Annotated in this window: 13 protein-coding genes; 7 read left to right on the plus strand and 6 right to left on the minus strand. The window is 62.3% G+C overall.

Annotation, left to right across the window (positions count from 1 at the left end):
• The first annotated feature begins 94 nt into the window (after positions 1-94).
• Positions 95-1216: an IS110 family transposase gene (locus DW180_RS00005; RefSeq protein WP_118236851.1), complete on the plus strand. Its 1122-nt coding sequence runs from the start codon at positions 95-97 to the stop codon at positions 1214-1216.
• A 493-nt stretch (positions 1217-1709) separates the two neighbouring features.
• On the opposite strand, the gene DW180_RS00010 is transcribed toward DW180_RS00005, so the two are convergent.
• The gene (locus DW180_RS00010; RefSeq protein WP_035137314.1) at positions 1710-2510 is read right to left on the minus strand and encodes an SDR family NAD(P)-dependent oxidoreductase; all 801 of its coding nucleotides are present in this window, start codon (positions 2508-2510) and stop codon (positions 1710-1712) included.
• A gap of 294 nt (positions 2511-2804) precedes the next feature.
• Here DW180_RS00010 and DW180_RS00015 point away from each other — a divergent pair, with 294 nt between their 5' ends.
• Positions 2805-4568, plus strand: a complete 1764-nt coding sequence (locus DW180_RS00015) for a hypothetical protein (protein ID WP_118236853.1) — start codon at positions 2805-2807, stop codon at positions 4566-4568.
• A gap of 389 nt (positions 4569-4957) precedes the next feature.
• On the opposite strand, the gene queA is transcribed toward DW180_RS00015, so the two are convergent.
• From queA to DW180_RS00030, 3 genes are all read right to left on the minus strand, one after another.
• Positions 4958-6169: a tRNA preQ1(34) S-adenosylmethionine ribosyltransferase-isomerase QueA gene (gene queA, locus DW180_RS00020; RefSeq protein WP_117770602.1), complete on the minus strand. Its 1212-nt coding sequence runs from the start codon at positions 6167-6169 to the stop codon at positions 4958-4960.
• Between the two features lie 70 nt (positions 6170-6239).
• Positions 6240-6815, minus strand: coding sequence for an epoxyqueuosine reductase QueH (locus tag DW180_RS00025; RefSeq protein WP_117770603.1), 576 nt, complete (start codon positions 6813-6815; stop codon positions 6240-6242).
• A gap of 10 nt (positions 6816-6825) precedes the next feature.
• On the minus strand, positions 6826-7392 hold the full coding sequence (locus DW180_RS00030; RefSeq protein WP_117770604.1) for a DUF3267 domain-containing protein: 567 nt from the start codon (positions 7390-7392) through the stop codon (positions 6826-6828).
• A 132-nt stretch (positions 7393-7524) separates the two neighbouring features.
• Here DW180_RS00030 and DW180_RS00035 point away from each other — a divergent pair, with 132 nt between their 5' ends.
• The gene (locus tag DW180_RS00035; RefSeq protein ID WP_117770605.1) at positions 7525-9675 is read left to right on the plus strand and encodes a methionine--tRNA ligase; all 2151 of its coding nucleotides are present in this window, start codon (positions 7525-7527) and stop codon (positions 9673-9675) included.
• 59 nt (positions 9676-9734) lie between these two features.
• The gene (locus tag DW180_RS00040; protein ID WP_118236855.1) at positions 9735-10838 is read left to right on the plus strand and encodes an RsmB/NOP family class I SAM-dependent RNA methyltransferase; all 1104 of its coding nucleotides are present in this window, start codon (positions 9735-9737) and stop codon (positions 10836-10838) included.
• A gap of 24 nt (positions 10839-10862) precedes the next feature.
• On the opposite strand, the gene DW180_RS10195 is transcribed toward DW180_RS00040, so the two are convergent.
• Positions 10863-11033 carry a hypothetical protein gene (locus DW180_RS10195; RefSeq protein ID WP_158556936.1) on the minus strand — a complete coding sequence of 57 codons (171 nt, stop codon included), beginning with the start codon at positions 11031-11033 and terminating at the stop codon, positions 10863-10865.
• 191 nt (positions 11034-11224) lie between these two features.
• On the opposite strand from DW180_RS10195, the gene DW180_RS00045 reads away from it, so the two are divergent.
• On the plus strand, positions 11225-12316 hold the full coding sequence (locus DW180_RS00045) for a hypothetical protein (protein WP_117770607.1): 1092 nt from the start codon (positions 11225-11227) through the stop codon (positions 12314-12316).
• A gap of 81 nt (positions 12317-12397) precedes the next feature.
• Here DW180_RS00045 and DW180_RS00050 read toward each other — a convergent pair whose 3' ends face one another.
• On the minus strand, positions 12398-13288 hold the full coding sequence (locus tag DW180_RS00050) for a DegV family protein (RefSeq protein WP_117770608.1): 891 nt from the start codon (positions 13286-13288) through the stop codon (positions 12398-12400).
• 320 nt (positions 13289-13608) lie between these two features.
• On the opposite strand from DW180_RS00050, the gene DW180_RS00055 reads away from it, so the two are divergent.
• Positions 13609-15525: a fructose-1,6-bisphosphatase gene (locus tag DW180_RS00055; protein ID WP_117848835.1), complete on the plus strand. Its 1917-nt coding sequence runs from the start codon at positions 13609-13611 to the stop codon at positions 15523-15525.
• A 78-nt stretch (positions 15526-15603) separates the two neighbouring features.
• On the plus strand, positions 15604-15999 hold the full coding sequence (locus tag DW180_RS00060; RefSeq protein WP_022095122.1) for a GtrA family protein: 396 nt from the start codon (positions 15604-15606) through the stop codon (positions 15997-15999).
• The last annotated feature ends 96 nt before the right edge of the window (positions 16000-16095 follow it).

Consider the following 16095-nt stretch of genomic DNA (forward strand, 5'->3'; position numbering starts at 1 on the left):
AGGAGCCCCCGCTCGTGACCGCGGGTCGGGGCTGCGACAATGATGTTGAAGTGCCATAGGCGCAGCCGCGCCGCAACGAGGTTGGGAGGCTCCCATGCCAAAGTATTCTACCGCGTTCGGGATGGACGTCCACCTGAGGTCGACCACCGTCTGCGCCCTCGACGCGGACACCGGCGAGGCCGTGACGAGGAGGTTCCCCGGCAACCCCTGGGGCGAGATCGCCGGGTGGATGGATGGGTTCCCCGGGCCGTCGCTCGCGGCCTACGAGAGCGGCTACCTCGGCTTCGCCCCGCAAAGGGAGCTCGCCGGGCTCGGCGTCGAGTGCGTCGTCGCCGCGGTCTCGAAGATCCCCAGGTCGGCCGCCGACTCGGCCTCCAAGAACGACAGGAACGACGCCGCCAGGATGGCCAAGGCGATACTCGCCCACGACATCTCCCCCGTATGGGTCCCCTCCCCCGAGGTCGAAGGCATCAGGGACCTCGCCGGCGCCTACGACGGGGCGACCGCGCGCCTGGCGACCGCCAAGCAGCGGCTGCTCGCCTTCCTCGCAAGGCGAGGGTTCGTCTACGGCGGCACCACGCCCGCCGGCAACCCGAGGAAGTACTGGACCTACGACTTCCTGAGGTGGCTCGACAAGGTCAGGCCTGAGGACGATGGCGGGGTTCGGACGCTCGCCGCCCTGAGGAACGAGGTCGAGGCCGCGGCGGAGGCCCGGGCGGACCTGCTCTCCGAGTACAGGGCAGCCGTGGATGCCAGCCCGATCGCCGCGGAGGTGGCCGCCCTCCAGTCGATCAAGGGCTGCGCCTTCGCGCTGGCCGCAGCCTTCTCGGCCGAGGTCGGCGACTTCACGAGGTTCCGTTCCGGAAGGCAGGTCACGGCCTATTTCGGCCTCGCGCCGAGTCAGAGGTCGAGTGGCGACTCCGTGCGGCTCGGAGGCATCAGCGGTGCGGGCAACGCGCTCGTGAGGAAGCTGGCCGTTGAGGGTTCATGGTGCTACGCCGCGGCACGGCACCAGCCGAAGCTCATGCCAAGGGACACGGGCGTGCCCCTCGAGATAAGGATGCACGGGAGGAAGGGGTCCGAGCGGCTCCTGCGGCGGCGCGAGGAGATGCTCGCCCGCGGCGTGCCCGCGGCGAAGGCCAACGCGGCCACCGCGGCCGAGCTCGTGAGGTGGCTCTGGGCCCTCGGCATGATGTGCCGGGAGGGCGCGGAATAGACATAGCCCCCGTCCCGGCGAGCCGGGCGGCCTTCGGGGATACCCCCTATTTCGCTGTGCGCGCGGAGCCCTCCGCATGCGCCTCGACAGACTTGGGGAACCCCGCCGAAGGAATGGAGTGCGGGCCGACAGAACGGTATCCGCGGATATGAGACTGAGCCGAAGGCGTCGACGACATGCCGGGGGCGGACCGGGACGGGTTCAACGGCAGGCCCCGCCGACCGATTGCAAGCGGTCGGCGGGGCCATTGTGGCTCTTGACAGCGGATTGGGTCATATGAGCGAGCGCCCACCAGAGCGAGCAAGGTGCCTTCAGGCAAAATGGCGCCACAGGTTGAGCATAAGTCAGCGAGCGGGCCGCATTTGAGACAAGGTGACGTGAAACGAAAGGGCGCTGACCTTCTGGTCGCGCCCTTGAAGTTGAACGTCAGATTGTCCAAATGCGGCCCGCGCAGCGTCGAGCCGTTACGCGGTTTGGTAAAACCGCGTAACCCCTAAGGCCGCTGGCCCATGCCACCCTCGAGGGTGACGGTCTCGCCGTTCATGTACTTAAAGTCGGGACCGCAGAGCTGAACGACCACGCGGCCGATTTCCTTCTCGACGTCGCCGTAGTGACCAGCCGGCGGCATGTGGACGTTGGCCTTGAACGCCTCGGGGTAGGCATCCTGGAAGTTCTCGAGCGCAGCGGTCCAAGCAAGCGGGCACACGATGTTGACGTTGATGCCGTCGGGGCCCCACTCGTTGGCGGCAACGCGGGTCAGGCCGCGGATGCCCTCCTTGGCGGCAGCATAGCTGCACTGGCCATAGTTGCCAAACAGGCCGGCGCCCGAGGCAAAGTTGACCACGGAGCCCTTGGTCTCCTTCAGGTGCGGATAGGCCTTCTGCATGTACAGATAGGTAGCATACAGACCGGAGTAAATGGCCAGGTTAAACTGGTCCATGGTGTGATCGGCGATGGTCACGCCCGAGGCGCTGGCCTGAGCATTGTTGACGACGGCGTCGATGCGGCCGAACTCCTCAATGGCCTTGTCGATGACGTTCTGGACGACGGCCTCGTTGTCCTGACCAGCTGAGACATCGGCCTGAACAGGCAGAACCTTGACGCCGTACTCGGCCTCGAGGGACTCCTTGGCAGCCTCGAGCTTGGCAACGTTGCGGCCGGTAATAACGAGGTTTGCGCCCTCCTTGGCAAAAGCGATATCGATGCCGTAACCGATGGAGCCAGCGGAACCGTCCTTGAGCGTGGCCTTGCCGCCGCCGGTGACGATCACGGTCTTACCAGTGAAAAGTCCCATACAAAGTCCTTTCGAATCGCGACGGGCACGCCCGCCGACTGCGCGTATCCAACTTCACGCGCCAAAAGCTGAAATGCAACTTTAGCGTGTTCAAGTGAAAAATAAAGACCGCAGCAGGCGAACGGCGCAACGTCATTCGGCGAAGGGATTGTCAAGTACAAACTGGATAAAGCGGCCGAGTTGTTGTTATCAGATCGAGCCATCGAACACGTTTTGAAACTTTGCTGCGGCGCGCGGGATGTCGGCGCGAGACTTTATCATAGGGTGACAAACAACGATGAGGAGCACATGCCTATGACAGACGAGCTGGACCCCCAGACTCAACAGCATATTGATGATCCCGCAGACGTCACCGCAGATACTGACGCTGTGACCTGCGATGGTATCGACATCGACGACCCCATCTTGGACGAAAGCGCTACGGCGGAAACCCCCGAAACAGAAAACGCCGATGAGCAAAACGACGATGCGCCCGCTCAGGACGACGCCCCTGTACAGGACGACGCCCCGCAAGCTGCGGGCCCCATCGAGGTGTCTTCGGAAGAAGAGCTCGATGCCGTCATGGACTCCATGATGGACGCCGTCAAAGCGATGAAAGACGCCGTGTCCGATGCCGATATTGATGCCGAGGAAGAGGAGGCTGCCGAGGCCGCCTCGACCTTTGTGCCCGGCGAGACTCCGGTTGCCGACCAGGGCAGCACCATGCCCTCGTTTCTGCAGCTCGAGCACCCCACGATTGGCGCCGATGCGGTCGATCCGCACGCAGCAGGCTTTTCTGTGGTCGAGGGCGGTACCGGCAATATCGCCGCGCCGCAGGCTGACGATGCGGACGCTGCCGACACCGCTCGCCCGACCGCCCCGCACTCCCCCGCCGCGAGCCACGATCTGGGGACCGCTGTCTCGAACACTGCGAACGCCGTGGGCACCTTTATCGCCCAAGGTGCCTCGGCCATGCGCGAGATGAACGCCGCGAAAAAGGCACTTGCCGATGCCCGCGCCCACCTGGCCGAACTTGAGCAGCGCATTACCGATCAGACCGAGGAACTCGAGACGCGCCAGGATATCGCAGGCCGCTACGACCAGATCGTCGCCGACCAGCGTCAGGCGATCGCCACAGCGCAAAAGACCGCTGCGGCAGCCGAGATTGACCGTGATGCCCACGCCGCCAAAGCGACAGAGCTCAAGAGTCAGTTCGAACAAATGAAGACAGAGGATGACGCGACTGAGCTCCGCCTGAAGGCCGCGCTCGACGCCGTGGAGGCCCGCGAGGCGAGCTCGCGCGAGACCGGCAACCGCCTCGTTCGACGTCTTGAGGATTCCAAGCGTATCCGCGACAAGGTGAAGGCCGAGCGAGACGCCGGCATTGCGGCCGCACAACAAACCGTCGACGCCACGCGCGCCCAGCTCGAGACGCTGCGTCATGAGTATGCCGAGCTGCAACGCAATCCCTCGGCAAATCCCGCCAGCTATACGGTGCGCACCAGCGAGCTCTCGATGCAGATCTCCGACACGGCAGATGCCCTGCGTAAAGCCGAAGAAGATGTCCCGCGCATCACCGCCGACCTTGAGCACTCGCTTGCCGCAGCCGAGCAGGCCGTCGAGCAGGCTCAAGCCCCCATTGCCGAAGCCAAACGCGCACACCAAGCCGTGACGACTGAGGCCGATGCCGCGCGCGACGAGCTGCAGACGGCGAAAACTGCCGCCACGACGCGCCAGCGCGAACTGCGCGAGAAGATCGCCGCCGAGGACAAGGCACGCCGCGACCAAGAGCAAAGCATCGCCAACGCCCAAGCAGATGCCGCACATGCACAGTCGATCATCGAGCAGGCGACCGAGGTACATGACCATCCAGAGATCACTGAGTCGCTTGCAGGATCCTTGGCCCGAGACAAAGCCGAACACGCCGAGACCGAGCGAGAAGTCGCCCAGCTCGAGGCCACCGAGGACGCGGTGCGCGAGCGTACCCGCGACTCACGCATCAAATTCACCGGCGCCATCGTCTGCATCGTCGCCGCAATCCTGGTGATCATCCTAGTCTGGCTGTTCGCAAGCAAGTAAACCAACCGCCAAAAAACGCTCAACGCAGTTGCGGTGAGATAGTTCCTGTTTAGCCCCAAAAAGGCCAATTCAAGAACTATCTCACCGCAACTTATTTAGATCGACGCAAGGCAACCTACCCCTCTTGCACCGATCTCATGACATAAGGACTGTCCCCAGGTGCCGGCACAAAAGGAACGTCCCCAAGTGCCAAGTGCCCAATGACTACTCAACAACCACGGCAACACCGATGTAATGGCAGAGTCAGCGAGCGGGTCACATTTGAGACAAGGTGACGTGAAACGAAAGGGCGCTGACCTTCTGGTCGCGCCCTTGAAGTTGAACGTCAGATTGTCCAAATGCGGCCCGCGCAGCGTCGACCGGTTACGGCGTTTGTAAAACGCCGTAACCTACTGAATGAGCATGGCGTCGCCAAAGCTGAAGAAGCGGTAGCGCTCCTCGATAGCAGCAGCGTAGGCATCCATGATCTGGTCGCGGGTGGCAAGTGCGCTCACGAGCATCATGAGCGTGGAGCGCGGCACGTGGAAGTTCGTGATCAGCGCGTCTACCACGTGATAGGTCGAGCCGGGCATGAGGTAGAGCTGCGTCGTGGCGTTCTCGCGCACCACGATGTCACCGCGGCCAAGCGTGTCGGCTCCGTCCTCGCGGCCTTCAAAATAGCGCGCCGTCACGGCCGGATCGAACACCGGGGCTTCTGCGTCAAACGCGCTCTCGAGCGAGCGCACCGCGGTAGTGCCGACGGCGATCACACGATGACCCTCGGCTTTCGCCTTATGCACGGCGTCGACAACTTCCTGCGACACGTGGTAGCGCTCGGTGTGCATGACGTGCTGCGTGGGGTCGTCCTCCTCCACCAAGCGGAAGGTATCGATGCCCACCTCGAGCTCGACGGCGGCAAACTTCGCACCCTTGGCCTCGATAGCGGCCATGAGCTCGGAAGTAAAGTGCAGACCCGCCGTGGGAGCTGCAGCCGAGTGTTCCTCTTTCATGGCGTAGACGGTCTGGTACTTCTCGGGATCGCCCTCGTAATCGGTAATGTAGGGCGGCAGCGGCACGTGGCCGGCAGCATGGATGGCCTCGTCGAGCGTGCGCGGCTCGCCGGCGGCATTGCAACCGGCCGGCTCAAAACGCACCAGGCGGCCGCCGCGGCTATCGGTGACAAAGTCGATGACCTCGGCCGTCAGCACCACGGGAGCCCCCTCGGGCGCATGGGCGCCGCCCGCACGATACTCAATCTGAGCACCGGGCTTCAGGCGCTTACCCGGCTTGACCAAGCACTCCCAAACATGGCCCAGCGGATCCACGTCCTCGCGGCGCTTGAGCAGCAGGGTCTCGACCACGCCGCCCGATCCCGTTTTACGACCGATCAGACGGGCCGGCATCACGCGCGTCTGATTGATGACGAGCACGTCGCCCGGCTCGATATAGTCGATGATGTCGCGGAAGATGCGGTGCTCAACGGTACCGCCGTGCTCCAGCGGCGTTCCCGCCTGGGAGCCCTTGCGATCCACCACCAGCAGGCGGCAGGAGTCGCGCGGCTCGGCTGGAGCCTGGGCGATCAGTTCCTCAGGAAGGTTGTAGTCAAAATCATCGGTACGCATAGACACGTCGGATACTCCTTATATAGCTAAAGTCCGCTCTACATCCTAGCAGGCTGACGTCCCAAATGAACTACTTTTTGGACGCTTTGCGCTCGTCGCGGATGCGGGCGCGGTCCATGGCCGCCTCGACAGCCGAGAAGCGGCAACCACAGTAGTTCTGCCGATACATGCCCAGCTCGCGCGAACGGCGTGTCGCCTCGGGGTAATACGGACGAAAATCGCGAATCACCGGAGTGAGACCGCGGGCGGCAGCCAGACGCTCCAACACATCATTGCAGGTTTCGAACAACTGATACGGCGAGACGGCGAGCGTCGTACCCACAAACTCAAACCCACGCTCCTGGGCCACGCGGCACGCCTCGGCCAAGCGCAGGGCATAGCACGCACGACAGCGACGGGGCCGATCGGCACCCAGCGGTGCCACGCCGGCCTCCCAGCGCTCACGGTCCTCCCCCGCCTCGATAAGCTCGATGTCGCCATCGGCACACCACCGGCGCAGCTCGTCCAAACGCCGCTGCCATTCATCGTGCGGCTGAATATTGGGGTTGGTCCAGCAGATTGTGGGCTCAAACCCTTCCTCGCGCAGCAGGCGGACCGGCTCAAGAGAGCACGGCGCACAGCAGGCGTGCAACAACAACGGCTTCATCGACATCTCCTCACCCGAAAAAGCGCACGCCGAAGGACGTGTCCTCGCAGGCGACAATGCGGCGGTCGCGCAAAATGGTCCGCACGTAATACCAGTCGCCCACACAGCCTGACAAATGCAAGCCGGCCGCCAGATAGCACAGCAGCGGATAGCCCGAAAACGCAAACCCCAGGGCAAGCGTTGTCGTCACAACAGCCGTCGGTGCCAGGCAAACCGCCATGTACCGCCGGCGCGAATACACAACGCCCTCGGCGCAGGCATAGATCATCGCCGTCTCGCGATTCGCCCCAAAGGTCACCTGCGCGCCCGCAGGCGCCAGCAGCTTAAAAAACACACCGTGCACCAGCTCGTGCACGGCAAATGACGCCGCAGAAACCGCAGCCAAGCCGACTATCCAGCCCACGACAGCCATCCAGCCGCCCGCGTCAGCCGCATCCAAGTCTGCAGGCCCGCCCAGCAGCATAAACACCGGCGCCAGGCACACGGCAAACACGCCGACTACGACCATCCCCCACACGAAGCAAGCGTGCAGAAATTCCTCGTCTTCAAACGCATGTATGTTGGAAATCTCATTCATAGCATCTTAGGATAGCGCCCCTGCCACGTACCCGTCCGCATGTGCGATAATGTCGAACGATATGCACGAATTGACCACCGCGTCGCCAGGCCTTGCGCCCGGCCGCGCTCTCACCATATGCGAAGGAGTCCCATGGCATCCAAATACTCCATGAACGACCGTCCCAGCTGGCCTCGCCGCGCCATCGTTACCGCCGGCGAGCCCTACGGCAACAAGGGCCTTCACTTTGGCCACGTCGGTGGCGTCTTTGTCCCGGCCGACTTCTTCGCCCGCTTCCTGCGCGACCGTCTGGGCCGCGAGAACGTCATCTTCACCTCGGGCACCGACTGCTATGGCTCGCCCATCATGGAGAGCTACCGCAAGCTCAAGGAGAACGAGGGCTACGACAAGTCCATCGCCGAGTATGTCGAGTCCAATCACTCCCGCCAGGCCGCGACCCTCAACAACTACAACATCAGCTGCGATATCTACGGCGGCTCGGGCCTTGAGCCGGCTGCGCAGATTCACAACGAGGTGACCGCCGAGATTATCGAGCGTCTGCACGAACAGGGCACCATCTCCAAGCGCTCCACGCTGCAGTTCTACGACGCCAAGGCCGGCACGTTCCTCAACGGCCGCCAGGTGATCGGCCGCTGCCCCATCCAGGGCTGCAAGTCCGAGAAGGCTTATGCCGACGAGTGCGACCTGGGTCACCAGTTTGAGCCCGAGGAGCTCATCGCGCCCAAAAGCCAGCTCACCGGCGAGGTGCCCGAGCTGCGCCCGGTCGACAACCTCTACTTCGACCTGCCGGCCTACCTCGACTTTATGAAAACCTATACCGCCAAGCTCGCCCAGAACCCGCAGGTTCGCTCCGTGGTCTCCAAGACCATGGAAGAGTGGCTGCTGCCGGCCCAGCTCTACATCCAGAACAAGTTCCGCGAGGCCTTCGATGCCGTCGAGGATCAGCTTCCCGAGCACACCGTGCTGGAGCCCGAGGGCAACAAGAGCAGCTTTACCGTCACCTTCCCCAGCTGGAAGGAGCGCGACGATGCCCACGCGGTGCTCGCCAACGGCGGCGTGCGCTTCCGCAGCGGCAAGGCGCTCGTACCCTTCCGCATCACCGGCAACATCGACTGGGGCGTTCCGGTGCCCGAGGTCGATGGCGTCTCCGACGTCACCTGCTGGTGCTGGCCCGAGAGCCTGTGGGCTCCCATCAGCTATACGCGCACCGTGCTCGCACGCGATGCCAAGGCCGCCGGCGTGACCGAGGGCGTCGCCGCCCAGGATGCCGCCCTCATGGGCGAGCCCGCCGCCGATTCCACGCAGGTCCCCGCGCCCACCTACCAGCACAGCTCGCTCGACTGGCGCGACTGGTGGTGCTCGGATGACGCACAGATCTACCAGTTCATTGGCCAGGACAACATCTACTTCTATTGCATCGCGCAGACCGCCATGTGGGAGGCCCTGGGTTGGAACCTCACGCAGAGCACCGTCAGCGCCTGCTACCACCTGCTCTACATGGGCAAAAAGGCAAGCTCGTCCTCGCAGACTCCTCCCCCGCCGGCAGACGACCTGCTCAACCACTACACCTGCGAGCAGATGCGCGCGCATTGGCTGTCGCTCGGCCTGTCCGAGAAGCCGGTGAGCTTTAGCCCCAAGGCATACGACACGCGCGTGACCGGCAAGGACAAGGACGGCAACGAGGTGCGCGCCTGCGACGACAAGCGCGTTATCGACCCCGCCCTTAAGGAGAGCGCGCTGCTGACCGGCGTGTTCAACCGCCTGGCCCGCAGCTGCTTCTACGGCGTCGCCGTCAAGGAGGGCGACGAGAGTCCCTATCGCAACGGTTGCATCCCCGCCGGTGCCGCTTCTGACACCGTGGTCGAAGCCGCCCAGCAGGCAGCCCTCGCCTTTGAGCAGGCCATGTACAAGTTCGAGACGCACCGAGCGCTCGCTGTGTGCGACGACTACCTGCGCGCCGCCAACAAGCGCTGGAGCGATGCCTCCAAGGCCGCCAACAAGCTCGAGGGCGAGCCGGCCAACGCCGCCATGACGCAGGCCCTCGTCGACGCCTTTACCGAGCTGCGCGTAGCGACCGTGCTCATGCACGGCATCGTGCCGGCCGGCTGCGAGCTCATCTGCGAGTACTTCGACGTTGACCCGGTCGCCTTCTTTAGCTGGGATAACATCTTTGCCTCCACGGATGAGTTTGTGGAGAGCCTGGGCGAGAAGCCCGGCGAGCACCGCGTGAAGCCGCTGCCCCCGCGCTTCGACTTCTTTAGCAAGCACGAGAGCCAGTACTAAAGCACGCCAGCAGCGGCGTGCCCGGAAAGTAGTCAATTTGGGACGGGAAGGAAAGACGGATGTCCAAGCCGCGTCGTCGTAAGCAGAAAAAGCAGGTCAAGGCCGAGCTCAAGCTCAGGCAGTTTGCTGCTACCGAGCTTTCCGACCAGCTTGCCGCCCAACACTCCGCCGCCGACCTGCCGCGCATTATGGTCGACACGGTCGCCGGCGCCTATGCGCCCGCCGATGCCAAGCTCATGATCGAGGGCTTCGGCGCCGCGGCCACACGCCCGGTCACGCTGCGCGCCAACACGCTCAAGGCGACCGCCGAGGACATCGCTGCGGCGCTCGATGCCGCCTGCATCGCCCACCAAACCGTTACCTGGTATCCGGACGCCTTTATCCTGCCCGAGGCCCAGGTTTCAGATCTGTGGGATCTCGACATCTACCGCGACGGCAAAATCTACCTGCAGAGCCTGTCATCCATGATGCCGCCGTTGGTCCTGGGCGCCCAGGCAGGCGAGGACATCCTGGACATGTGCGCAGCCCCCGGCGGCAAGACGACGCAGATCGCCGCCCTCACCCAGGGACAGGCGCACCTCACCGCCTGTGAGATGAGCATTCCCCGCGCCGAAAAGCTCGAGTCGAACCTCCATCGCCAGGGTGCCAAAAACGTGCCCGTCATGCGCATCGACGCACGCGAGCTCGACGAGTTCTTCCGCTTTGACCGCATCCTGCTCGACGCTCCCTGCACCGGCACGGGCACCGTCATCAGTGGCAACGAGAAAAGCCTGCGCGGCCTCACCGAGCAGTTGCTGAGCAAGTGCGCCCGCTCGCAGCGAGCACTTCTGGACCGCGCCATGGGGGCCCTCAAACCGGGCGGCACGCTCGTCTATTCGACTTGTTCGATCTTGCCGCAGGAAAACGAGGACGCCCTGCAAGAGGCCCTCGACAAGCATATGGACTGCGAGCTCATCCCCCTCGACGGCACGCCAAGCGAAAGTGAAGCACGACGCACCCAGGAAGCTGGTGAGGAGCCGCGCATCGAGTCCAACGCTCTGACCGAAGCCATTGCCGCGGGTCAGGTATCGGCCATCGTCAACGGCCTGCCCGGCACGCTCACCATTCCGCCTAGCCGCGACTTTGAGGGCTTCTACATTGCCCTGATCCGAAAACGCAGCTAGCGCACGGATCCAAAACTCAACAAGCTATCTCTGTGCGCGTTTGCCCTGCTGGTCGCGATGCTGTTTAAGCGTCGCGCGCTCCTTGCGTTCGGCCCTTTTGCCCTTAATGGCCGTGACCACAAAGTAGATGACCGCGGCGGCAACGATTGCGGCCACACACAGGCCGATCGAGCCAAACATTGCTGTCAATTCCATACCGCGTCACCTCTCTTTTAAACGGGGCTTTCAAGATAGCACCTCGATACCCGCCACCACAGCTCCTTCACGTTCGCCGGCCCTTCGGTCTAACGGATGGCGCGGCGGGGAAAAATCAACTCGTCAAACGATTTAGCATTCGCAATTCCGGCTGCATCGCGCCGGCCATCATCACATAGAATCGAGCCTCCATGGATACCCTCAACGATCTAAATGAGCGCGTCGACGCCTTCGTCGGCACCAGCTCCTTCGACACGCCTGCGGCGGCAAACGACCAAGCTCCCATCGATGTGCCCGCCGAGGTGCACGAGGACATCGTCGCCTCGGTCGATTTTTCCGAGGTCGAGCTTGCAGACGAGTTCACCGAGCCCCAAATAGCCGTCACGCCCAACGGCCTGCTCCCTATGGAGCCCCTGCCCATCGACGGACGCCTGCGCAAGGCTGCCCTTCGCATGCCCGACGAGATCGAGGAGGCCAGCGGCTTCACGCTCTTTGGCCGACGCATCAAGTCGCTCATTTACACCACCGATGTCGCGGTTATCCGCAACTCCAACGCCGACGCCGTCTTTGCGGTCTACCCTTTCACGCCGCAGCCCGCCATTACGCAAGCGCTGCTGACCGTCGCCGAGTGCCCGGTCTTTGTAGGCGTGGGTGGCGGAACTACGACCGGTAAGCGCTCCGTGCAGATGGCAGCCGTCTCCGAGATGCAGGGCGCGGCGGGCTGCGTGGTCAACTCCCCCGCTACTGCCGAGATGGTCGAGCACATCACCAACATCGCCGACATCCCCGTCATCGCCACGGTCGTTCGCTGCGACGACGATGCCCACGCCAAGGTGCGCGCTGGAGCCAAGATTCTCAACATCGCCGCCGGCAAGAACACGCCCCAGGTCCTACGCGAGCTGCGCGAGCACTATCCCAACCTGCCGCTTATCGCGCCGGGCGGCAAGACGCCCGAGAGCATTCGCGAGACCATCGCCGCCGGCGCCAACGCCATCATCTGGACGCCGCCTTCGGCCCAGCAGCTACAGACCGACATGATGCAGCGTTATCGCAAGATGAAGGAAGACGCCACACCTGTCATCTCGCGCGACGACGTGCCCATTATCGACCAGGTCGCCGCCGCCGAGGTCAGCCAAGTCGAGAACATGAATCCCGATGTGCCGATTCCCGACGAAGTCATCGAGCGCGTCGCTTCGATCCACGAGCGCGTCGAGGAGCATCGCGCCAACCGCGGCCTCAAGCCGTCACTGCACGGCTTTTTCTTCCGCGGAAAGAAACGCTAGCCGCAACAGCAAGGCCCGCCCCACAAACGTGAGACGGGCCGTTTTCGTTTGAGCAATCATGCAGCAACGTGATGGGGCAAATTAATCCACGCGCTTGTCGCCCATAAAGAAGAGCGCCACCGTACCAGGTCCGGTATGCGAGCCAATCAGAGTACCGATGTCATTGATCTCAATCTTGCCTTTAAGCTGCGGAACCTGTTCCTCAATCAGCGCCGCAACTGCCTCGGCATCCTCGCGGCACGCCGAGTGCGACATGATGCACTTACCCGAATAATCCGTACCGCCCTGTACGTGTGCCATCATGGTCTTAGCCATCTCGGAAATCGCGCGCTTCTTAGTGCGAATTTTCTCACGTGGCGACAGCTTACCTTCGCAATCGACCGTCATAAGCGGGCAAATCTTAAGCGCCGTGCCAATGATCGCGCTCGCGGCCGAAATGCGACCGCCGCGCAGGTAGCTCGACAGATCGGTCGAGAAGAACCAGTGGTGCAGGTTGAGTTTGTGCTCCTCGATCCAGGCAGCCGTCTCGTCGAGTGAAGCCCCGCTATCGCGCACGTCGGCGGCATATTCCAGCAACAGACCAAAGCCCGAAGACGCCCCCAGCGAATCGATGACGCGCACCTTGCCGCCCTGGGGATAGCGATCCGCGAGCATCTGCGCCGCGACGCAGGCCGATCCATACGTGCCCGAAATACCCGACGACAACGTCAGGTGCAGCACGTCTTTACCCTCGGCAACAAACGGCTCCCAAAACTCCTCGTACTCACCCACGCTCACCTGAGACGTCTTGGGCATGGCGCCCGCGGCAATCTGGGCAAAAAACTCGTCCGGCGTAATCGACTGATACAGATCGTCCGTATAGACAACATCGTCGATCTCGTAATGAAAACACACGACAGGGATATTGCGCGACGCAAAGAACTCACGGGTTCGATCGGCGGCGGATTCACAGGTCAGGACAAAATCACTCATATGAGGCTCCTTACTCATTGCTGCGCAAATTATCGCACAGTGAGCCTACATGCGGTACATATGTCCACTATTTACCAAATCGAACCAAAAATAGTGAACATCTTTACCACCATCGTCTCCACCGGCCCCACGCATAAATATCTGAGAAAACACCCTCTGTCGTCTCCACCCAACCGCCATATCTACCTCAACTAAATCGATTTACCAAACCGTTCAGCCGACAATTCAGCCGCTGGCGCAAAATCGAAACAAAAGCGGCGCATACTGATAAACGTTTGACGTTGTTTATCAGTTTTACCAACCATATCGGAAGGTGTTTCATGGTCGCATTCGATCGCAACCCGCAAGACTTCAAGTATCTGCGTCTGCTGTCGAGACAATTTCCCACCGAGCAATCCGCGTTTACCGAGATCATCAATCTCTCGGCCATTCTCAACCTGCCCAAAGGCACTGAGCATTTTATGAGTGACGTGCACGGCGAATACGAAGCCTTTATGCACATCCTCAACAACTGCTCGGGCGTCGTGCGCGAGCATGTCGACGAGATCTTTGGCGACACGCTCTCCTTTGACGAAAAGGGCGAGCTGTGCACGCTCATCTACTACCCGCGCGAGAAGATCGACCTGGTCCGCAGCCGGCGCGAGGACTCGCCAGCCTGGTACAAGACGATGCTTGACCAGCTCATCATGGTCGCTCGCTCACTTTCAAGCCGCTACACGCGCTCCAAGGTGCGTAAGGCCATCCCGCGCGACTACGCCTACATCATCGACGAGTTGTTGCACACGCACCCGGACGAGAACAACTATCGCGTGCGCTATCACGAGCGCATCGTGGAGTCCATCCTGGAGACCGCCAGCGCCGACGACTTTATCGAGTCGCTCGCCTCGCTCATCAAGCGCCTGGCCGTCGACCACCTGCACCTGGTGGGCGACATCTTCGACCGCGGCGGCGGCGCGGCCAAGATTATGGACCGACTGCTCACCTACCATTCACTCGACATCCAGTGGGGCAACCACGACCTGCTGTGGATGGGCGCTGCAGCCGGTGAGCCCGCCTGCATCGCCACGGTGCTGCGCAACAACCTGCGCTACGACAACTACGAGATCCTGGAGAACGACTACGGCATCTCGCTGCGTGAGCTTGTCGCCTTTGCCGATGCCACCTACACCGCCGGTGAGTCCATCACCCCGCTGATCAAGGCCATAAACGTGCTGCTCTTTAAGCTCGAGGGCCAGATTATCCAGCGCCACCCCGAGTTCGATATGACCGACCGCCTGTTACTCGACAAGATCGACCACGACACCGGCACAGTCACGCTCGCCGACGGCAGCGTGTGGCCGCTCACGACCAACGACTTCCCCACCGTCGACCCGGCGGACCCCTACACGCTCACGTCTCAGGAGCAGCACATCATCGACAAGCTCGTGTCAGAGTTTGTCACCGCCGATCACCTGCATCGCCATATCGATTTCCTCTATTCCCACGGCTCGATGTACAAGGTCGCCAACGGCAACCTGCTGTTCCATGGCTGCGTTCCGCTCAACGAAGACGGCACCTTTAGCAGCATGAACTGTCTGGGCACCTGGCACGCTGGCCGCGATTATCTCGATTTTTGCGACCACATCGCCCGCCGCGCCTGGCGCGTGGGCGACTGCGACGCCCTCGACTGGATGTGGTACCTGTGGATTGGCTTCAATTCACCCGCCAGCGGACGCTTAGTGCGTACCTTTGAGCGCGCCTATATCGCCGATAGGAGCACCTGGGTCGAGCCGATGGACCCGTACTTTACGCTTACCAAGTCGCCCTCGGTCTGCGATGACATCATGCGCGAGTTTGGCGTCGCGCCCATGGCATGTTCGCCGACCGGACACATCATCAACGGCCACACGCCCGTTAAAACCACCAAGGGTGAGCAGCCCATCCGCGCCGAGGGCAAGCTGCTGGTCATCGATGGCGGCTTCTGCCGCGCTTACCATCCCAAGACGGGTATCGCCGGCTATACGCTCATCTCGAGCTCGCGCGGCTGCCGCCTCAAGTCGCACCGGGCCTTTACGACGGTTGCCGAGGCACTTACGCGCAACGTGGACATCGAAAGCGAGACCAACCGTTTTGACCAAGCGGACCGTCGCCGCATGGTGAGCGACACCGATACTGGCGCCAAGATCCGCAGCCAAATCCAAGACCTGCGTCAGCTGCTCGATGCATATAGAAACGGTGCTATCGAGGAGCGCGCCTAGCACCACCCGCGGGGATTGGCTAAACTTGCTGAGTTTATCATCCCCACGGCGTCCCCGCGCCACCCTAAGGCAGGTACCATGCAAAAGCTCCTTGCGCAGATCATGAAATTTGGCGTCGTCGGTGTCATTGCCACGGTTATCGACTTTGGCATTATGAATCTGCTCCACTACGGTCTCGGCCTCAACATCCTGATCGCCAACACCAGCGGCTTTATCATCTCACTCATCTTTAACTACCTCGCAAGCATGAAGTACGTGTTTGCGCACAAGGAAGGCATGAGCCGCCGCCGCGAGTTCATCATCTTTGTCGTGCTGTCCGTGATCGGTTTGGTGCTCAACGACGGCATCGTGCTGGCGCTCAACGCCGGTCTGGGGCTCGAGGCCAATATCGCCAAGATCTGCGCCACCGCGCTTGTCATGGTCTACAACTTTGTGACCCGAAAGATCTTCCTGGAGGGCGACGAGACCAAGTAGCTCGACACCCCCGCAGCATTACGGTGCCCACGGACGACACGCACTCAGCGCAGTATCGTCCGTGGGCGCCGCTCGTTTACGGGCAAATTTTCAACG

This window comes from Collinsella sp. AM16-21 (assembly GCF_003471905.1).
Lineage (GTDB): Bacteria > Actinomycetota > Coriobacteriia > Coriobacteriales > Coriobacteriaceae > Collinsella.